The organism is Methanospirillum stamsii (assembly GCF_003173335.1).
Taxonomy (GTDB): domain Archaea; phylum Halobacteriota; class Methanomicrobia; order Methanomicrobiales; family Methanospirillaceae; genus Methanospirillum; species Methanospirillum stamsii.
In genome coordinates this window covers 20,824-41,858 of sequence record NZ_QGMZ01000016.1, presented here as the reverse complement: position 1 = coordinate 41,858, position 21,035 = coordinate 20,824, and the positions used below count along the sequence as shown (strand labels likewise).

Here is a 21,035-nt window from a genome sequence, read left to right as displayed (position 1 = left end):
ATTTCTCTGTTATTTCCGGTTTGGATAGGGGTGACTTTGTATGGAATAGTGCCTGCGTAAGAAACCAAGAACTTTTTCAGATTCAATCCATCTCCGGTCAAGTTTTGTAATCATTTCGTCTATCTGCCGTACCTGAAGCATGAGTGTCTTTCGTTCATGGTCCTGTAATGATTCCATCATGGAAAGCCACCCGGTAATAACTGCGAGAGGGTTCCGGATTCCATCGTTAAGAATTGCAAATTCTCCAAGATTCCTCTCTATCTGTGAGAGGAGAGCTTGTTTTTCCTGCTCTAACATTTCATGGTATGTGATGTCACGGGATATTGAAAGAACAGACCTTACCTGACCTTTCTGATCAAACTCCGGAAAAAGACGCCAGTTTAAGATAATTTTTCCTTTGGGTGAAAAAAAGGTGATATCGGTTTCCACCGGAGACGCTGTAGTTATTACCTTCTGAATGAGACTATCCCATTTTCTACAATCCCGGGGGGGATAGAGTAGTTCAGAATAGGTTTTACCAATGAGTAACCGGGAATCAAATGGAATATATGGAGAGACTGCCGGGTTAACATAGAGATGTCTTCCATGAATGTCAAATCGCATCACAATATCTGTGTTGTTCTCAACAAGTGCCCTGAAATTCTCCCGACTCTCAACCAATTCCAATTCGTATCTTTTCTCAAGGGTAATATTACGGAATGAACCAATAAAACCTACTTTTTTCATGCTGGTATCCAGAATTGGAGATACCATTACTCTGAAATAACTATCATTTTCTTCGTTGTGGTCTGTTCGTGAGTGGAATTCCTCAATGATTATCCTGTCCTCAACTGTACTATTATAGTGCGAAAATTCTGTTCTCTCTCCATTTTTAAGGATAAATTCAATCAATTCCGCAATGATACGATTTTTAAAAAAAACTGAAGAAATATCGGGGTTTTTACCGATGATTTGTTCAGATGATATGCCTGTCAGTTTTTCCATAATCCTGTTCCAGGCAATAACATAGTGAGAATTATTTACTGCCATCGTGGCATCAGGAAGAAAATCTATCATTTCTTCAAGCAGATGGCGGGATGATGCAAGAGCCTGTTCTGATCGCCTCCTGCTGACTGCCTGGAAGATCATCTGTTTCATCTCTGTAAAAAGGACAATCGGATCTTCTCCTTTTTGCAGATAAAAGTCTGCTCCAGCATTGAGGGCTTCAATTACCACCTCATGACGGCTTTTTCCGGTGCACACCAGAAAGGGGATGGTATCTCCTCGTTCCCGGAGTATTTTGAGAAATGCAAGCCCATCCAAATCCGGCATCTCATAATCTGCTACAATAACATCAAAATCTTCTTTTTCAAGTAATTCGAGGGCGATTGACACTTCCATTGCCGGTACGACGGTGCAGCCCCCGAGTTTCTCACCAAGAAAATAATGAGCAATATCGCTCATGCTGGGTTCATCATCAACAAATAAAACCCGAATCGGTTGATTACTATCAGAATCCTGCATGAATGATTATTCCATTGTTTAACTAACCTGTTGATCCCAGATATAGGATAGCTCAACGTTCCTTATCAATATTGCTCACTTTTTCATCATCCTGAATTTTCCAAAAAATTATGAGGTAAAAGCTTAATGGAGATTGGTATGCCTGTCCAGTTCTTCATTGCAGAGTTTGTCACATTGTGAAATTCCTGGATTTTCTCTTGGCACTTCTCCCCAGGTAATAGTAAAGGGCTTACATAATGCCATGACTTCATCATAGAGAACTTTTAAGTGAGGTTTATTTATCCGGTACCTGCCGGTAATCTGTCTGATAACTAACTGACTGTCTGAAAACAACCTGATTTCTTTGTCCTGGTATTCTCCGGCTTTTTTCAATGCCCGGATTACTGCAGTATATTCTGCAACATTATTCGTATTTTTTCCGAGGAATTCTACAGACTTGTCCAGCAATTTTCCTTCGGAATTGGTAATGGTGTATGCGCAGGCAGCAGGTCCCGGGTTTCCCCGGGAGGCTCCGTCGGTGTATATTGTCAGCATTTGAGGTACACTATCTACATGCGACACACATATATGCGATGTTTATGACTCTGCCGGAACTTGCCATGATGGGCTTTTTCATCGGGCTTACCGGTGCTCTTGCACCAGGACCGACACTTATTGCAACAATTCAGTCTGCTCTTCATATCGGATGGACAAGCGGTCCACGTGTAACTCTCGGTCACATCATTGCTGAGTTTGGGATTGTTATTCTCATCGCCGCCGGTGTGTCATCAATACCCGAATCAGCAGGCCCGGTAATTGCCTGGACCGGAGGAATTGCATTGATTACCTTTGGAGCGATGACCCTGTTAGGTGCAGGGAATGCAGAAATTTCCGGAATTGGGGTAGAAAATAAAAGAACCAGGCCGGTAATTGCCGGTTTTGTAACCAGCATTTCCAATCCATATTTTTGGATCTGGTGGTTTTCTGTCGGTAGCGCCCTTCTTTTTAGTTCTCTGGCCCTGGGCACTGCAGGTCTGATTGCATTTATATGTGGTCATTGGATGGCCGACCTGGGCTGGTTTACTCTTGTATCGGTGGGAATTCACCGAAGCAGGACTGTTCTTAGTGTCCGGTTTTACCGGAGTATTCTGGTTCTTTGTGGAATTTCACTTGTTATTTTTGGTCTTTGGTTTGTTATTCAGATCAATCTCCCCTCATTGCTTCATGTTTGATCGATGCAGGTATTGCTATTCCACTGCAAAATCATAATAATAAATGTTGTCATTCCAGAACATTTTTTACTATTTACCTGAAAAAAGTAATTTCTCCAGTAGAAGCAAAGGGGTCATAAAGCCTTCCAGGCGCATCGGTTCATTTGCATGATCCTTTATATACATTGAGTGCACGCCACTCATCAGGTACGCAATAAAATAAAAAAAATCCGGTTCTTTTTCTAATATCATCCGGACAGGGTACTAATAATGAGGTATATGATGAGGAGGCTGGCTATTATCCCTATTATAATCAGTGGAATGTGATTTTCAAATGGGCTGTGCCGGCAGTTTTCTATTTTCTCTCTGATATTTTTTATCTCATCTGAATATGATGATACATCCTGCTTTATCGGAGTAAGGAGCGTCTCAAAATCATTTTTTTCAGCATTATTTACAACAATGTTTTCAGCAAGTTTTGAAAGGCCGGCATTAAGGGCATGTAGTTCGTTTCGTAAATATGTTACTTCATCATCCTTGATTGCAATCTGCCGGTTGAGCTCTTTTATCTGATATTTTAACTGCTCATTTTCAGATTCATGTTTAATGCTGATGACAGAACGAACCAGTTTTGAAACCGCCTCCTGACGGGTAATGGACCCGGCTGCTGCTTCTTCATCAATAACTGAGAGAATATCTTCCGGTAATTTTTTATTCAGTTTTTCAAATCTCATAAATATCACTAACAGTTTGCAATTTTCCTGTACAATTTGGAGAAAAAATTTTCATAAGTGGCAATTGAACTTTGGTATATAAAGATAATACATTCATATGTGTCATTTCCTTATTTATGATGTGCATTTTAAGTGCAGGCGTTCAATTCCTCCGTTTATTTTGATTACCCGAAAAATCCCACACTTAGTTCTGGATATATCTATTCCATATGCCCTGTTTTTCTAAAAGCCAGTTTTGTGCCTGGATTGGGTTTTCCGGATCAGGAGGGATCCGGTCATATGACCCATCCGGTTTCAGGATTCTGGTCTTCACGGTATCATGCAGATGAATGGGAAGGATGGTTTTTATAATTTCATCTCTGATTCCGGGATCCAGAACCGGGAAGAGGACTTCAATCCGGCGTTTCAGATTCCGTGGCATAAGATCAGAACTGCCCATCAGTACTAATGGATCACCCCCGTTATGGAAGTAAAAAATCCTGGTATGTTCCAAAAACCGGCCAACTATCGTTGTCACGGTGATATTGTCAGAGATTCCTGCGAGTCCGGGACGAAGACAACAAATACCTCTCACCTGCAGGTGAATGATAACTCCTTCCTGTGATGCCCGATATAATGCCCTGATAACCTCTGCATCCTGGAGAGCATTTAATTTTAGAATGATCTTTCCGTCTCCATGCGATTTCTGCCGGTCCATCTCTTTTTCAATAAGAGATATGATACCTTTTTTTATTCCGCCTGGAGCCACAAGCAGGTGATGGTATGAACTATATTGTGAAAACCCGGTAAGCACGTTAAAAAGGTGAGAAACATCCGAAGATATCTCTTCATTCGCAGTAAAAAGTCCGATATCGGTATATATTTTCGCGGTGGCTGCATTATAGTTGCCCGAACTCATATGGACATACCTGACAATTCCACTTTTTTCTTTTCTGACGACAAGACAGAGTTTTGCATGGACTTTAAGGCCCATTATTCCAAATACTACATGTGCACCGGCACGTTCAAGGGCTTTTGCCCATCCGATATTATTTTCTTCATCAAATCGGGCTTTCAGTTCCACCAGCACCGAAACTGCTTTTCCCTGTTCCCGGGCATCAAGCAATGCCTGTACTATCGGCGAATTTGTTCCGGTCCGGTATAATGTCATCTTGATTGCAAGAACATCCGGATCATGTGCTGCAGTATTTAAAAAATTGATGACCGGCTGAAAGCTTTCGTACGGGTGAAACAGCATGAGATCGCGTTGTCTGATGACGTGAAAAATATCTGGATCTACCTCAATTCGTTCGGGTATTGCCGGAGCGAAGGGAGGGTCTTTCAAATCAGGTCTGTCCAGGTTTAACAGGCAGAAGAAATCAGCCATTCCCACCGGACCATTCACCCGGTAGAACATGTGAGGATATTTCGCAAGCTTTGTTCCCATCATGTCAGAAATTGCCGGTAACATATCCATTGACGTCTCAATTCTGACCGGAGTTCCAATCCATCGCTTACTGATTGACTGCTCCACAGCACTTAATAAATCGTCCGCCTCATCCTCTTCTATTTCGATATCTGCATCCCTTGTAACCCGGAAGGGATAAGATGCTACTATCTCCATGCCCGGAAATAAGAGATCCAGGTTATCTGCAATTAAATCCTCAAGAAAAATGAATTCACTTGTTTTATGTACATCATTATCAGTAGTGGCCGGAATTTCAATAAGACGGGGGAATAGTTTATTTGGTATTTTAATCCGTGCAAACAGGTCGTCTGAAGAACCGGGCCTTCTTAATATGACTGCGAGATTTAGAGCAAGATTGGAGATGAAAGGAAACGGGTGTGATTTATCAAAAGCAAGCGGAGTTAAGACCGGAAATATTTCCCGGTAAAAATAATTCCTGAGTATTTTTCGCTTTTTATCACCGATAGTTCCCCGGTTATGAATAAGGATCCCCTGTTCTGCAAGTTCAGGGATAAGTATATCATTCCAGACTCGTGTTTGTTCGTCAAGAAGTGGTGTTAAATCATGATTTATCCGTTCAAGTTGCTCTAATGTGGTAAGACCGTCCGGAGGCAGTTTTAATACTCCTTCTGCAAGCTGATGGTGGAGTCCGGAAACCCGTACCATGAAAAATTCATCCAGGTTGTTTGCAAAAATGGCAAGGAATTTTATTCGTTCCAGGAGTGGATGGGACGAGTCTTTTGCTTCATCAAGAACATGCTGATTAAATCGGATCCATGACAATTCCCGATTAATATAGAGAGAAGGATCAGATAACATTAAAGAAGCATCTTGTTCTTTTAACTGTATAGACCCCTCAGACTGGTTCATACTACATCAGTTTCATCCTAATGTAATAAAGGTTGACTATAGTTTCTCAATATTTTCATCTCTGTCATCGGGTAAAAAAAGGGGACGGTGAGTGCTTTTTCGCAGGATAACTTTTTATAATCTGCACAGGTGATATGATGCTATGAGGTTTTTATTGATATTCATCATTTCCTGCCTGATTATGGGAGTTACAGTAACCGGAGATATGAGTGGAAATCATTCTCTGTCTGATACCTGTCTACAACTCAGAGACAGTATATCTGATTCACTACAGGAACTCGATGCACAATCCTCAACTGTATCGCTTTGCCTTGCTGATCCTCACATTACTGCAGAGGAGGAGCAGGAACTGATATCGTCTCTTTATGTTCCGGACTCTTTTATTCGCTCAATTGCTCTGGTAGGAGAGAATGGGACAATAATTCGCCATTATCCGGATTCTTCAGCATTTTTGGACAAAAGATATTCCTTGATTCCAATGGATGGTCAAAGCATCAAAAAACCCTTTGTAAATCGTTCATTTCTCTATGCAGGAGATATGAATGAGGATGATCTGTTTTTTACTCAGGATATTATCATGCCGGTGAGGATGAGAAATGCTGAGCAGTATCTCGTGCTTTCAGTTGACTGCAAAAAAATTGCAGAAGATGCGGTAAAAATCTCCGATTTATCTCCGGATATGTTTGCTGTACTGATGAATAACGACGGTGACATCTTATGGTGTTCAGATCTCAATGAACTAAATACAATTCCTCCTGAAAATGTTTTGACTGAATTTCCCACCTTCCGGGAAGCAAAAGAATTAGCCTGTTATTTCTGGTCCGGCAGAACCGTCTATGATGTATGGGACAAAAATATTGTCAGGTCCGGTGTCTGGTCTTCAATCCCTGTCTATAATGATGCTTTTAAAGTCTTTGTAGCAGAATGATCTTTAATTTTTATTTTCACGCATTTTGCAGGCTTTTTCTCCGTCAATCAGGCCATCTTTCATGTAAAGCACCCGGCACATGAACTCCTCATGCCATTCCTCGTGGGTGACCATGATGATCGTTTGCCCGTATTTTTCATTTAATTCCCTGAAGAGGTTAAGAATCGTCCGGGATGTGTTTGAATCAAGATTGGCACAGGGTTCATCAGCGAACAAAATTCCCGGCCGGTTTATGAGAGCTCGTGCTATCGCCACCCGTTGCTGTTCTCCTCCGGATAACTCATACTGCCGGTGATCAATCCGGTGACCGAGACCAACCTGCCTCAGGATCTCTTCACTTTCTTTCAGATAGGTATCCGGAGGAGCACCCCGTGCCATTGCAGGAAGTACAACATTTTCCCGGACTGATAGTTCAGGGACAAGAGCATAGTCCTGAAATACATAGCCAAGATGATTTAGTCTGAATTCACTTTTTTCCTGCTCTTTTAAGAGTCCGACATCGGTCCCGTCTATAGTCACCGTTCCGGATGTCGGGCTGTCTAAAAGACCGAGGATGTGAAGAAGTGTTGATTTTCCACTTCCGGAAGGCCCCATGATTCCGACAAACTCTCCCTGCTGAATTGAGCATCTGACTCCTCGTAATGCCTGAACTTCAACCAGCCCCATCTGGTATACCCGGGTGACATCCAAAACCTCTATCATCTAATTCCCCCGGATAGCATCAAGAATTGGTTCATTTGCTGTTTTCCACGAGGGAATGAATCCTGAAATGAGAGAAACCAGGGCCAGACTCATGATGCTTCTGATAATTGAACCGGCTTCTACAACCGGCAGAACCGCACCACCCGGAAACATGAGAGGTTTATAGGTCAGATAGAGGACAAGACCTGAACTGAAAAGAAGGCCGAGCAGGATCCCGCAACTGGCGATGATAAAGACCTGAATTATGTACGAATATACGATGATGTTTTTATTAATTCCGATTGCTTTCAGGATTCCAATCTGTCTTCTTTTATTGATGGTATTGATAAAAATGACGATAAAGATTACAACGATGGCAATAACAAGGCTTACCATTGTTGAGATAGCATTGATGATTTCAAAGCTCCTGATTGCGTCATTAACAAATCCGAGTCCTTTCTCCTGGTATGTCCGTATTCTTTCAGCAATGCCGTATTCCATGAGAATTCTTTTGTACTTGTCTTCCTGTCCGTCTCCGTCAAGTTTTACGAGAAGTATAGTAGCCGTATCTGATAAACCATAAACAGATTCAATCTCTTTTAAGGTAATAAAAGCGGTTCTGTCAACGCTGTACACGCCCGATTCAATGATTCCCTTGACCCGGAGTGTTCTTCTCACCCCGTTACTGAAGGTGACATCAATTGAATCACCAGTTGTAACGCCCCCCAGTGAATCAACCTGGTCAAGTCGTTCATCAATGTTTCCTGCAAGGGATGTACCCAAAACAATGCTATCTGTGTCCCCTTCGGCGAGGAAATCACCATCCTTCATTTTTGTATGGATGAGTGTGACCTCCTGTTCATACCGGGGATTAAATCCGGTTATCTGCCCGGACAATTGGTTATCATGATAATGATAGGTAGCTCCTGCAGAAAACCGGGGAGAAGATCCAGATATCCCCGGAATTTGTGAAATTTTTTGCTTAACTTCTGATACACCGGAAATATACACTTCATTTTCACGTGGTTCTATTACCAGGTTGCCATAATTATAGTTGATTGACTGACTGTTAAAATTGACAACGACTCCGGATATAATGGACGGGAGAAAGACAAGGTTTACAAAAACCAGTCCCATTATCATGACCGTAAGGAAAAACGTAAACCGGTTCCCTCTTTGAATTGACCGGATCGCCAGGAATAGTGCTACAGAAAAATGCTGGGATGGCATAATTTCAGGAGTAGCTTTTTCTCCAGTATAATAGTCCGGCAATTATCAGAACGACAGCCAGAATGAAGATTATGATTCCGGTTCCGTTCTTCTCTTGAGCGAAAATATGCAGCGGAATTGTTTCTTCATGAATACCGAAATCATCCTGATATTCTATCTTCATGGTGTAGGATATATCCCCGGATTTTGTTGCTTTCAGGGTAAATACTGCCGGAGCATCATTGTCCGGTCTGATTGTTCCGACAAATGCTTCCTTAGTCCCTTCAAAGGGGATGTCCAGAGTGGCACGAACGGTTTTGGCCTTATCTGTTCCGGTATTTTCAATTCTGCAGACCAGATTGAACATATCCCCTTCTGCTATTTGTTCAGGGTCCAGAGTCTGTTTAGAGATTCCAAGATCTGCAGTGCCCTGAATAACAATACCGATTCTTTCTCTTTGTTCCAGCTCAGTTCCGTCAGCATTCATGTAAGATATCCTGACAGGAATTTGCCTGATTCCAATCGGGATATCATTGTCTGTCTGGAAGGAGAGGTTGATTTTTTTTGTCTGTCCCGGCTCTAGCATCTGGATAAATTGTCTTTCCGGACTTTTTGAAGAGAGAGAAGTATTCGGTGTCTCTATTGCAATAATAAGGTCATGTGCTCCGGAAAGTCCTTCATTGGTAAGTCCGAGTTCGATATCAAAGGCACTTCCCGGAATGATATTGGTGGGAGTTGATCTTGATAGACGTATTGATGGTTGTTTAATCAGGGTATGCCGGGTATTGATATTTACCGGAATCGGATACTTGACACTCTCTGCACCCCTGACCCGGATCCATACTTCCGGGAAATATAATCCCTCTTTGATTGGTGCCTGAACAAGAAATGTCAGAGTGGTTGACTGTCCCGGACCTATTTCCCCGATGTCTTCATACCATCCGGATAAAATTTGAAAATCTTTCGTTTTCAGAATTGCAGATTCAATAAATGCATTGACCGGGAGGGTTACTGATTGTGATACCGAGTCTGGCTCCGTTCCTGATATCTCCGATGCCGTTTTGGATGCCTGTGAAGCAGTATTTGCAATGGTAACTTCTATTGTTCCAATCTCTCCGGGAAGTATCACGTTTGGTGATATGGAATAACTGGTGATTATCACTCCTGGTTCTTGTGATATTGCTGCAAGTCCGCTTGTTGGAAGAATCAACGCAAACATCAGGAAGATAAGCAAAAAATGGAATTTTGAGTGCAATATCAGCATATACGTCTTATGCAACCATCATGTACTTAAACCTTCCCTAAATTAATAGTTCTAATACCTGGATTATTGTAGAAGGATTTTGTTGGAAAAACAAGGCCCGGATTATCGGGTTTTTCCAGACCTTTTCTCAATCTCTTCAAATCGGTCGTATTTTCATGAGTATTTTTCAACGGGTTTATATTCTTTATAATATGGTCGTATTTTTCAATTTTGGGGGTATTTTCAATCCCATATAACGCTCGTCAAGTCCCCACATTCCCTTGCAAAATCCAGGAGGTCCATACCCTCAGACAATAATAAAAAATGCAATAGCATCATTCTATGGGGCTCTAATTTTTGGCTAATTTTTGGTCTATTTTTTTAAATTATTGCATATTTGATGTTTTTTTATATTTTGGGATGTTCACTGCCATTCTTTTAGTTCTGAAGTTATTTCCGAAATGCTATACCTCATGAAAGCCAACAATTCTCCTTTAGGGTTTTCATGATGAAATCCAGGTTATGATAAATATCCTGATGCAGCAACCTGTTCATAAGGAATTGAATTGCCTGCTTCGGATAAAATATCGGTAAAGAACAGTTAATGGGTTTTCCTGTTTCACATGATTCTTATATATGGGATTTGATAATCTTGACGTATACTATATGCACCAGCGATCCAGGCACGTTAAAAAATATTCTCGATGGAATTTCTGCATCCGTTCAGATTGTTGGTCCGGATGGAAAATTTCTGGACTGCAATGCTGCAACACTCAGACAGTTCAGGGTAGGAAGTGTTCATGACATTATCGGTCATCTTCCGTCTGAATTTTCTCCGGAAAAGCAAAATGACGGGACTGACTCCGGATTTGCATCACAAAAATTTGTTGAACAAGCACTCAATGGTGAACTGGTATCATTTGAATGGGATCATCGGCGATCCGATGGGACTGTCTTTCCCTGCCAGGTTACTCTGAATAAGATTGAGTATGAGAAAAAGATCTGCCTCTTATCTACAACGGTTGAGATAACTGAGATAGTATCTCTTCGGAAGAAATCTGAGTTTATTGTTCAGAATGCCCCGACTCCGATTATGGATATTAATCCGGACCTCTCCATCAGGACCGGAAATAATGCCTTTGGTGCTCTTGTTGATTTAAGTTTCGAAGAGCTTAAAAATATAAAACTCACTGATTTTGATATCAGAAGCCGGGTTGGTGGATCGCTTTCAGAAGGTCTTGCATTAAAACAGGACGTATCTGGTGAGATGGAAGCGGTTGTTCCAGCAGGCACGGTGTATCTGCAGTATTACTATAAACCGTTCTATAGCGATGATGGAAACCTTGTTTCAATAATTGCTTATTATATCAATAAAACTGAAGAAAAAACAGCAGTGAAAGATATCCTTGCTCTCACCGACCGGTGTCAGGCAGGACATCTTGATGCAAGACTTGATGTTGCCAGGTATCATGGTGAAATCCGGAATCTTACCGAAGGAATCAACAAAACCCTTGATAGTATCATCGGCCCATTGAATGTCGCAGCGGAGTATGTTGACCGGATTTCAAAGGGAGATCTTCCCCAGAAGATTACTGATGATTATTCCGGTGATTTTAACGAGATTAAAAACAACCTGAACACCTGTATTGACAGCCTGAAGACTCTTATTGGGGATACCAATGAGATGTATAAAGCTCAAAAGGCTGGAGATATTGAAGCTTTCATACCGTTAGATAAATACCCGGGATTTTACCGGGACATTGTTTCTGGATACAATGATGTTGCTGCATTACATGTCTCCTCGGTTCTGAAAATTCTCTCTGTTCTGGCATCTTATGCAGAAGGTAACTTTGAGCCGGTTCTGGAAAGACTTCCGGGAAAACAGACATTAGCCAACGAAAAGCTTGATCTGCTCCGGAATAATATTTTAAATCTTATTGCTGATTGTAACCTGCTTATCCAGTCTTCTCTGGAAGGAAATCTGGAAAAACGGGCAGACGGGTCGAAACACCTGGGTGATTACCGGAAGATTATCGAAGGAATCAATGCAACTCTTGATGCAATTGTCCGGCCAATGCAGGATGCGGCAGTAATCCTTGAACGGATGGCAGTTAATGATCATTCAACCGGCATGGACGAATCTGCATATAAAGGAAGTTTCGCAGATTTTGCCAGAAGTATTAACCTGGTGAGAACCCGGGTAAATCATATTGCCGATTCTATTATTAAGATTGCAGATGGTGATATGAGTGATTTGGAGGAATACCGGCAGATAGGAAGAAGATCTGAAAAAGATCGCGTAGTCCCCGGATTAATCAAGGCTTTTTCAAATCTTCAGGCACTGACTGATGAAACACTTTACCTTGTCAAGGCGGCCTCTGAAGGGAATTTTAATGTCAGGGTTGATGTGGCAAACCACGAGGGTGAATACCGCCGGATTATCGTGGGAGTAAATGAAATTCTTGACAGTGTGATAACTCCGGTGAAAGAAGCAATCCGTGTCTGCCAGGAATATGCAAACTCTAACTTTTTTGTCCGGGTTGATTCTGGTCTTCAGGTTGCAGGTGAATGGATAGGATTTAAAAATGCTCTGGATAACATCGGAATTCATGTATGCGATGCTATTTTGAAGATTCAGATGCAGGTCCAGGATCTAGCTACATATGCTGAAGAAGCAACGGCAAGTACCGAGGAAGTTTCCTCTGGAGCACAGCAGATTGCGAAAAATGCCGGAGGTGTCAGTGCAAATGCTGAGCAGGGAGAAGATGGCATCGAACAGGTCTTAAAAGCAATGGAAGATCTGACCATCACGGTCGGTGAAGTATCCCAGCGTGCAGAACTGGTTTCAGTCTCTGCCTCCGAAGCGAATACTATCTCTAAAAACGGGATTGGTCTTGCAAAAAAATCCGAATCTGCCATGACCGGAATTATGGATTCAACCCGCGAAGTTGATGAGATTGTAAAGGATATCAACCGGCAGATGGACGAAATTGGTAAAATCGTCCGGTTAATTACTGATATATCCAACCAGACAAATCTTCTTGCTCTGAATGCTGCAATAGAAGCTGCACGGGCAGGAGAAGCAGGGAGGGGATTTGCGGTTGTTGCAGCCGAAGTAAAATCACTTGCACAGGATTCACGGGCATCTGCAGAGAATATTGCCGAGATGATCTCGGCACTACAGTCTAAGGCAAGTAAAGCTAACGATGCCATAAAAACTGCCGGAAATGTGGTAGTTGAAGGGAGCGATGCGCTTAAAGAAACTCTTGGTGCGTTCACAAAAATTGCAGATTCTGTTGAAGACATCACAAAAAATGCAATGGACGTTGCATCTGCATCTGAAGAACAGGCAGCATCAGTTGAAGAAATCACTGCAAGTGTTAATGAAGTGTCCGGACTCATCCAGAATACCTCAAAAGAAGCAGGAAACGCTGCAGCGGCAACCGAAGAAGCATCTGCATCTCTGGAACAGATTAGTAAAGTTATCTCTAATGTAAGTTCTATTGCCGAGTCAATCTCACGGGAAATGGCTCAGTTTAAGGTCTAATATCTGGAAGTTGGTAGAAAAGAAAAAGCTATGCTTTTTTTTAATTTTTTGATATCCGCCATTTTCCTGCCTGAATCAGCATTTCAAATGTAACACCTTTTCCATAGGTTCCGGTTTCAGATATTTGAATTCCGGTAATAGACAGGATCTCACGTATCAGAAATAATCCCATCCCGGTATTTTTTCCAAACCCCCTCTCAAAAATCTTCGTTTTTTCATTTTCTACAATCCCGCCACCATCATCTTCATACACAAGAATACAGTCATTTTCTTTGATGTGATATGAAAATCTGATGAATGTGAGGTTTTTTCCATGACGAACCGAATTATCCACGAGATTATACAATACTTTTTCCAGCATAAGATCTGCATAAATCTCAAGGTTATCAAGGTCTGATTGTAGGGTAATGTTCTGTAAAAGTCCAAGAATTGTCTCGCTTTGAATCAGGTCTGGAACCCGTTGCCATATCGGGGCACTCGTTCCCAGCTCCTGGTATTCTTTTGTCATGTTGATAAGACGGGCGATATAAGATGAGTTTTCGGTAATAGTATCAAGGTATTTTTTGAGTTTTTCATCGGTTACACTCTCTCGCATCTCTTCACTATAGAGAGATGTAATCATTACTTTGTTTAACACGTCATGCCTGGTAATACTGGAGAGAATGCTCAGTTTATTGTTTGCTGATTTGACCGCATCATGTGCCCGTTTTATCTCATTAATGTCATGAATCTGGAGAAGACTTGCTGCCTGGTTTTGAATATTTATTCGCGAAATAGCGACTTCAGCATAAAAGGGGATGTTATTCTTATTGGTGAACTCAATTTCAGTCCTGGTTATCTGTCCGCTTTTATCATCTGAAATAAGCAGGTTCATCTCCCTCACTTTATCCTGAAATATACCAATATTTTTCAGATTCTTTCCGGTAATTTCGGTATTTTTCTTTCCAAATATCTCTTCAAATCCTTTGTTTACTTCAAGGATAATGCCCTTTGTATCAATAATTAAGATGGGATCCGGGGTCTGGTTGAAAATTGTGATAAATTTTTGTTCACTTTCCTTTAATGCCCGTTCTGCTGCTCTTCGTTTTGTAATATCTCTGCTTATCCCAAGAAATCCAATGATGTTGTCATTTTTATCATACAACGATCTTGCAACAACTTCGGTCCAGACAGTGGATCCATCCTTGCAGGGTTGTTCAACCTCGAAAAACTCAGGTTCCGGCCTTAAACCTGCTTTTACCTTCTCATGGGTGTTATTCATGATCTGCATTGCAAGGCCCACAGATCCCGGAGAAATTGCATCAACTACAGGTTTTTCAATCACTTCTTCCGGGGTATACCCTCTTAAATGATACACTGAGGGGCTTACAAAAGTGAACCAGCCCTCAAGATTCATGGTCCAGATAACGTCTGTTGAATTATCTGTTATGAACCGGTATCTCTCCTCACTCTTTTTTAATTCTTTCTCGGCAATTTTTCGGTCTGTGATGTTATGGTGAGCTGAGAGAATGCATTTTTCACCCTTAAAAGAGATAAAAATGCCAAAAAGAATGATCCAGATTCGTTTCCCTGATGGCAAAAAAAATTCGACTTCATAATCTGTGACGATATTGTCTGTCTTCAGTCTCTTTACCCAGTCTTTCCGTTCATCGGGGTTGGCCCAAAAATCATTGACCGTGATTGATGAAATTTCATTACTCTTGTCAAGTTCAAAAAGTTTTACGGCCTGTGGATTAGCGTAAAGGAGGTTTCCCTTCAGAGTAACTATTGTTATGGAAACCGGGAAATTATCGATGATCTGCTGAAACTGTGTTTCATATTCTATCAGGGCACAGGATGTCTTTTTTAGTTCGGTGATATCCTGGTTTACTCCGAAAACCCTGACCGGACTACCCTCACTGTCGATTTCCAGCTCCCCTATTGTGGTAATATATCGTTCCTCTCCGGTTTCCGGCAGAATAATACGCATCTCTGTATTGTAGGGTCTGCCGGTTTTAACAGCCTGGTTGAATAGTTCCCTCATTTTAGGCCGGTCATCCGGATGAATCATCTCGGCTATCTGTTCATAGCTGACCTCGGTTCCCGGAGGAAAACCAAACATGTGATATATTTCATCTGAAGCAGAATATTTCCGGGTATTAATATCAAGACTCCAGTTACCTACCCGTGCAATCCTTTGCGTTTTCCCCAGATTTTCAAGGGTTTGGCGCATTTTCTCTTCTGCATAACTTCTTTCGGTAATATCAATTGCCTGGACAAGCAGGATGTCTTCACCGGATGATGAAATGACATCTATCGAGACCAGAACATGTAATGATTCCTTGTTCTTCGTGTAAAATTTCGTCTCATAGTTGTGGAGATATCCATTTTCCTGAAAAGATTGGAAGATAGAAGTTTGTGTTTCTTCGGTGATTATCCCCAATTCGATGGGATTTTTCCCGATGACCTCATTACGGGTAAAAGAAAGGCGGCTCAAAAAAGCTTCGTTTACATCTACAAAACGACTTGAATGTAGTTCAGATAATCCTGCAATGGTAGGATTCGCCTGGAAAACCTGTGTGAATCGGTTTTCAGAATTAACCAGTTCTTTTTCCGCCTTTCTTCGTTTGACTGCCTGTGCAACTTTGTGCCCCAGTTCAGCAAACTGTGCCTTCGGATCTCCTCCTTTCTGGAGGTAAAAATCAGCGCCGTAATTGATGGCTTCAATTACTACTTCTTCACGTCCTCTTCCGGTAAACAGGACAAAGGGAATATCCGGGAATTTTTTGCGAATCTCTTTTAAGAAAGCGATCCCATCCATCTCCGGCATCATGTAGTCGGATATAATTGCATCATACGATGAGATAGTCCCGGATTCAATAATCTCCACTGCAGAAAGTGCGGTATCTACAGAAAACTCCCTATTCTTTTCCAAAAATATTTTTGCAAGGTCAAGGAGGACTTCTTCATCATCAACATAAAGGATATGGATCATTTTTACATTTCCATTATCTGTCTCCCCTCATTTTAAGGGGCAATAAAACCCGGATTTAGATGCCGGAAATGAGAAAATCCCTGTGTGATTGCAATTTTATTACGAGGAGTCAGGGATGTATTACATCAATATCCCTTTATCCCTATAAAAAGTCTTCTTTGCCTCACACCCCTGCTCGACAGGATGAAAGCCTGATAGAATTAAGCAGGACTGCTATTGTTGCTACCTGGTGGCCTATTGCTCCCATTACTGGTGATATACTCCCGGTTCCAGCGAAAATTATGAGGATAAGATTGAGGGCCATTGCAAGAATAATATTTATTTTAATTGTCCTGCTGGTCAGATTTCCAAGGGATAGGAAAGATGGGAGAGAACTTAGTCCCTCCTGCATGAGGATCACCCCTGAACTCTCCAGTGCCAGGGTATTTTCCCGGCTTCCCATCCCTATTCCAAGATCAGCTCTTACAAGTGCCGGCCCGTCATTAGTTCCGTCACCGACAAAACAGACAACTTCTCCGTTATCCTGGAGTTTAGCAATATATTCCTCCTTCTGTCCGGGAAGAAACCCCGCAAAAGTCATAGATTCAGGAATGTCCAGTTCTTTTGCAATAGTCCCGGCAACATTTTGGTTATCTCCGGTAATCATTGCAATTTTATTATATCCCAGTTTCCGGAGAGAAACCAGTGCATTTTTTGTATCATGGCGCAGGGTATCTGCAACCATTATTTTTCCGATATACTGTCCATCTCTTGCAACCATGACTTCGGTTTCATAGTGGTTGATATTGGATTTTGAATCCAAAGCAGCATCTGGTATTGAAATTGAATTTTCATGTAAAAAATCCCTGTTTCCTACAATAACTGGACTTCCCTGTATGGTGTCCAAAGCTCCTTTGCCTGGAATGTGTCGTCCGGTTACAGGACCGGAATATACTATCCCGTGATTATTTGCTTCTTTTATGATTGCTTTTGCAATCGGGTGGGGAGATTTTCTTTCTGCAGCGGTGGCAACAGAGAGGAGTTCTTCTTCTGAAATCCCCTTTTCCGGAATTATTGAGGATATATTCATCTCTCCGGAGGTCAGGGTTCCGGTTTTATCAAATACAATGACCGAAATATTTTTACAGATTTCAAGATATCTTCCACTCTTGATCAGTATTCCTTTTTTTGCAGCTGGTCCGATTGCTGCCAGAACTGCAGAAGGAGTTGCCAGGAGGAGAGCACAGGGACAGGCGACGATGAGAATGGTAATCCCCCTGATTAGATCGGTTGTAAGGAGAACCACTCCTCCGGCAATGAGCAGGATGAACGGAGTATAATATTTTGCAAACCGGTCAATCATCGGATGTGAAGGGGGTCTTCGTGTCCCTGCTTCTTTCACCAGTTCGACAACTTTTGCATAGGATGACTGGTCTGCCGGGCGGGCTACTGTATAGACAACCACCCCATCCAGGTTCACGCTTCCTGAATAGACCATGTCACCCGGATTTTTCAGGATTGGGAGGCTTTCACCGGTAAGAAAGGATTCATCAACATCTGAATGCCCTTCATTTACCTCTCCATCCACCGGAAAAACGTCTCCAGGCCTGATTATGATCCGGTCACCTGCACGTATCTCTTCTATTGGTACATCTATTGTTTCTTCATCCCTGATTATCCTGGCTTTTGTGGGAAAATCTGAAAGCAGGGCCTTAATTTCTTTTCCGGTCCTTGAATAGAGGTAGTCTTCAACAAGCTCTCCGATAGTCAGAATGAGTGCAATTTCTGCTGCTGCGGTAAATTCTCCGATTAATACTGCAGCAACAAGAGCAAGTGCTGCCAGTTCGCAAACATCCCATCTTCGATTGATAAGCCCTTGGACGGCTTCTTTTAATATGGGAAAAGCGGTGAGGACTAACGCTGCAAGAGCAGCCGGAGTCTCAATTTCTTTTACCGGAATTATCGAATATTCTGTTAAAACTGCAATTACTACCAGAATACCGGCAAAGACAAGTATGATAATCTCTCTCATGAGGGATTTTCCGGCATTTTCATGATCATGAGCACACCCACACCCATGATCCTGGCATCCTTCTAAATCGCAGTGAACATGTTCGGCTGACATTATCTACCCACTGCTCCGGATTCAGATCCTTTCGTTTATCTTTTTTAGTAAAACAATCAGGGTCCGGGTTTCCTCATCTCCAAGTAACTCTGCAATTTCAGCAGCCAGGTTCAGGTGGTGCCGGTGGTGTTCCTCATAAGCCTGGGTTCCTTCTTCAGTAAGTTCAATAATATAGGATCGTCTGTCATGTTCTGCTCTGACTCTCTGGGCAAATCCCCCTTTTTCAAGCCGGTCAACGGTAATTGTTGTTGTGCCAGTGGTGATTCCGAGTCTTCCTGCAAGATCTTTCATATTCATCCTGCCGTAATGCCCGAGAATCTCAATGGCATGTGCATCAGATATTTTCAGGTTTGAGGATTCTATGACTGATGATTCCCAGGAAGTGAAACGATCAAAAAATTCAACGAGATTTTCATTAAGTTCTTCTTTTAAGGTACTATGATCTTCCATTGTTGCTTTCTCCTATTATCTATATTTCATATTGTTAGATCATCAAACTATTTGAATTATTGACATTCTTATTTCCCTATTCTCAGATCTATCATGGTTTTTTATTTCCGATAGTCCGAAAAAAATTTGGGCATTTTCTAAATTTACCAAATAATAAAGAGATTACTCCATGCTTTCAACGATTCATTTAGATCGGATGTCACAGCATATTATATCTGAGTCAACTCTCTCTTTTCCCTCCTCCTTAATATCTGCCCCTGATAGTTCGGAGACAATAAAAAAGAGAAAACATCGTATTCTGATAGTTGATGATGAACCTGCACTACTTGAGATTGCCCGGTTATTTCTTGAGAAATCCGGAAACATTGAAGCAATATGCTGCTCATCTGCACTTGAAGGTCTTTCTCTCCTGTTATCAGAGTCTTTTGATGCCATTGTATCAGATTTTGATATGCCTGATGTGAATGGTATTGAATTTCTCTCCTGTCTGCGGAGTAACGGGTATAATATCCCTTTTATTCTCTTTACTGGAAGAGGACGGGAAGAAGTTGTAATTGAGGCATTAAACCGTGGTGCATCGTATTATATCCGAAAAGGCGGTAGTCCCAAAGCACAATTTACAGAACTATCTCATGTCATTCATCAGGCTGTCATAAAGAACAGGTATGAAGAAAAAATTCGTGAATCAGAACGGCTTATTTATTCTATCTTTCATCATCTTCCTGACCCGGCTTATGCCATAGATACCAGAGGGTGTGTCCTTGCATGGAATCATGGCATGGAAGAACTGACCGGGGTAAATTCCGGAAATATTATCGGAAAATCAGATTATTCTGAAAAAATTCCGTTTTATGCCTCATCAAAAATAGCAGTTGCAGATACCCTTATTCATTCCGGAGTGACACCTCCTGACTCATGGACGATTCTTGAAGAGAGGGAGGGTATGATCATTGCAGAGGTAAACAATCCGGATTCATGTCTTCCTCTGCCGGTTACCTTCAGGGTAAAGTCCACTCATCTGTATGATCCTGAGGGATGCATCATCGGGGCAATCGAATCTTTTCGTGATGTATCCAGGGAAAAACAAATTCAGGCTGATTTATCTCAGGTGAATCACTATCACCGGACTCTCATTGAAACTCATATCGATCCCCTGGTTACAATTTCTCATGATCTTACTATTTGGGATGTGAATGCTGCCACAGAAAATATGATTGGATTTTCGCGAACGTTTCTCATCGGAACCGATATTAGCAGATGGTTTTTGGATCCTGATGAAATCAGGACTATCTGCAATGAACTGCTCTATGGTGAGAACCATGTAAGCGGATATCCGTTAATTCTGAAATGTAAGGGTAAGAATCAGAAAATTTTTTTGTATGCCACTTCATGTCCTGGTCTGGATGGAAAAGTTTCCCGGATCTTTGCTGAACTTCATGAACCTATTCCATTTTCATAGGAAATCAGAGTGAGTTTATCCGGAGTTGAACTTTTTTCCCTATATCAAAAAAATTTTAGGTCACCTCTCATCACTACCAAAATATAAAAATTGGTATGCGGGAGGTACAATCCCGCGTTTGGAGCGTTAATGAGTGAAAAATCCGATCTAATAACACATTTAAAAGAAGAACTCAATCATGTTCATGGTGACATTGAGCATGTTCAGCGTGATTTAGAGGCACTTATCAGTCATATAAAAAACCTTGATGAGCACATGCATCATCTCATGGGTGAAACTGAAGGGTCTGTAATAAATCCCGATCCGCTCTAATCGAGATGTACAGTCATCTTGTATGTCCGGGGCCTAATAGTAATCCGATCCAAGGGTTCCGGCATACATGGTGAAACACGGTTAAAAAGGAGGTAAAATGGGTTGTCATGCGTCAATCAGAGGAGTGATGGCTTTGGAACTTGTCCCTGAATTCTTATGGAAATACATGGATGCTCCAATAGAAAACACTACCCGGTTGACAGGTAATCAGAAGATAGAGAAGGCAGATAATCAATCATAATCAGTCATGCAGGTTGTCATTATTGTCTGGCTTTTCCTGGTAACATTTGTTATTGTTTGCAGTCATTGGAAAACAGGACAATCAGGATCGTATAATCGCCACACCTGAATAAACCAGAGCAGATTGCCTTTCCTTCGTTCGAT

At 41.7% G+C, this 21,035-nt stretch carries 16 protein-coding genes; 6 read left to right on the top strand and 10 right to left on the bottom strand.

Translation table 11 applies throughout. The features are described 5' to 3' along the window. Nucleotides 1-9 precede the first annotated feature (9 nt). Nucleotides 10-1,503 carry a PAS domain S-box protein gene (locus DLD82_RS08450; protein WP_109940681.1) on the bottom strand — a complete coding sequence of 498 codons (1,494 nt, stop codon included), beginning with the start codon at nt 1,501-1,503 and terminating at the stop codon, nt 10-12. 123 nt (nt 1,504-1,626) lie between these two features. Next, on the bottom strand, nt 1,627-2,037 hold the full coding sequence (locus DLD82_RS08445; protein ID WP_109940680.1) for a ribonuclease HI family protein: 411 nt from the start codon (nt 2,035-2,037) through the stop codon (nt 1,627-1,629). Nucleotides 2,038-2,081: 44 nt separating this feature from the next. Here DLD82_RS08445 and DLD82_RS08440 point away from each other — a divergent pair, with 44 nt between their 5' ends. Next, entirely contained in the window at nt 2,082-2,714 is a 633-nt protein-coding gene (locus DLD82_RS08440) for a LysE family transporter (protein WP_109940747.1), read from the top strand. A 227-nt stretch (nt 2,715-2,941) separates the two neighbouring features. On the opposite strand, the gene DLD82_RS08435 is transcribed toward DLD82_RS08440, so the two are convergent. Both DLD82_RS08435 and ppk1 read right to left on the bottom strand, forming a co-directional pair. Further along, complete coding sequence (locus DLD82_RS08435; RefSeq protein WP_109940679.1) at nt 2,942-3,427, bottom strand: hypothetical protein; 486 nt, start codon at nt 3,425-3,427, stop codon at nt 2,942-2,944. Between the two features lie 184 nt (nt 3,428-3,611). Further along, nucleotides 3,612-5,744: a polyphosphate kinase 1 gene (gene ppk1, locus DLD82_RS08430; protein ID WP_109940678.1), complete on the bottom strand. Its 2,133-nt coding sequence runs from the start codon at nt 5,742-5,744 to the stop codon at nt 3,612-3,614. Nucleotides 5,745-5,886: 142 nt separating this feature from the next. Between ppk1 and DLD82_RS08425 the strand changes: the two genes are divergently transcribed. After that, nucleotides 5,887-6,672, top strand: a complete 786-nt coding sequence (locus DLD82_RS08425; RefSeq protein WP_109940677.1) for a cache domain-containing protein — start codon at nt 5,887-5,889, stop codon at nt 6,670-6,672. Nucleotides 6,673-6,675: 3 nt separating this feature from the next. Here the strand turns inward: DLD82_RS08425 and DLD82_RS08420 are convergent, their stop codons facing one another. From DLD82_RS08420 to DLD82_RS08410, 3 genes are read right to left on the bottom strand one after another with little or no spacing between them, the layout of a single operon-like run. Continuing rightward, nucleotides 6,676-7,374 carry an ABC transporter ATP-binding protein gene (locus DLD82_RS08420; protein WP_109940676.1) on the bottom strand — a complete coding sequence of 233 codons (699 nt, stop codon included), beginning with the start codon at nt 7,372-7,374 and terminating at the stop codon, nt 6,676-6,678. Further along, nucleotides 7,375-8,583 (bottom strand): ABC transporter permease, encoded by a 1,209-nt coding sequence (locus DLD82_RS08415; protein ID WP_109940746.1) that lies wholly within the window; start codon nt 8,581-8,583, stop codon nt 7,375-7,377. It abuts the gene before it with no gap. A gap of 4 nt (nt 8,584-8,587) precedes the next feature. Beyond that, nucleotides 8,588-9,826 carry a COG1361 S-layer family protein gene (locus tag DLD82_RS08410; protein WP_109940675.1) on the bottom strand — a complete coding sequence of 413 codons (1,239 nt, stop codon included), beginning with the start codon at nt 9,824-9,826 and terminating at the stop codon, nt 8,588-8,590. A gap of 631 nt (nt 9,827-10,457) precedes the next feature. On the opposite strand from DLD82_RS08410, the gene DLD82_RS08405 reads away from it, so the two are divergent. Next, nucleotides 10,458-13,352 carry a methyl-accepting chemotaxis protein gene (locus tag DLD82_RS08405; RefSeq protein WP_181391337.1) on the top strand — a complete coding sequence of 965 codons (2,895 nt, stop codon included), beginning with the start codon at nt 10,458-10,460 and terminating at the stop codon, nt 13,350-13,352. Nucleotides 13,353-13,392: 40 nt separating this feature from the next. Here DLD82_RS08405 and DLD82_RS08400 read toward each other — a convergent pair whose 3' ends face one another. The 3 genes from DLD82_RS08400 to DLD82_RS08390 all read right to left on the bottom strand — a co-directional run bounded on the left by DLD82_RS08400 (nt 13,393) and on the right by DLD82_RS08390 (nt 18,880). Further along, nucleotides 13,393-16,326, bottom strand: coding sequence for a PAS domain S-box protein (locus DLD82_RS08400; protein WP_109940673.1), 2,934 nt, complete (start codon nt 16,324-16,326; stop codon nt 13,393-13,395). 163 nt (nt 16,327-16,489) lie between these two features. Continuing rightward, on the bottom strand, nt 16,490-18,430 hold the full coding sequence (locus DLD82_RS08395; protein ID WP_109940672.1) for a heavy metal translocating P-type ATPase: 1,941 nt from the start codon (nt 18,428-18,430) through the stop codon (nt 16,490-16,492). A gap of 21 nt (nt 18,431-18,451) precedes the next feature. After that, entirely contained in the window at nt 18,452-18,880 is a 429-nt protein-coding gene (locus DLD82_RS08390) for a MarR family winged helix-turn-helix transcriptional regulator (protein ID WP_109940671.1), read from the bottom strand. 196 nt (nt 18,881-19,076) lie between these two features. On the opposite strand from DLD82_RS08390, the gene DLD82_RS08385 reads away from it, so the two are divergent. The 3 genes from DLD82_RS08385 to DLD82_RS18570 all read left to right on the top strand — a co-directional run bounded on the left by DLD82_RS08385 (nt 19,077) and on the right by DLD82_RS18570 (nt 20,892). Further along, nucleotides 19,077-20,339 carry a PAS domain-containing response regulator gene (locus DLD82_RS08385; protein ID WP_181391336.1) on the top strand — a complete coding sequence of 421 codons (1,263 nt, stop codon included), beginning with the start codon at nt 19,077-19,079 and terminating at the stop codon, nt 20,337-20,339. Between the two features lie 129 nt (nt 20,340-20,468). Then, nucleotides 20,469-20,651: a hypothetical protein gene (locus tag DLD82_RS08380; protein ID WP_109940669.1), complete on the top strand. Its 183-nt coding sequence runs from the start codon at nt 20,469-20,471 to the stop codon at nt 20,649-20,651. 97 nt (nt 20,652-20,748) lie between these two features. Then, on the top strand, nt 20,749-20,892 hold the full coding sequence (locus DLD82_RS18570; protein WP_181391335.1) for a hypothetical protein: 144 nt from the start codon (nt 20,749-20,751) through the stop codon (nt 20,890-20,892). Nucleotides 20,893-21,035 lie beyond the last annotated feature (143 nt).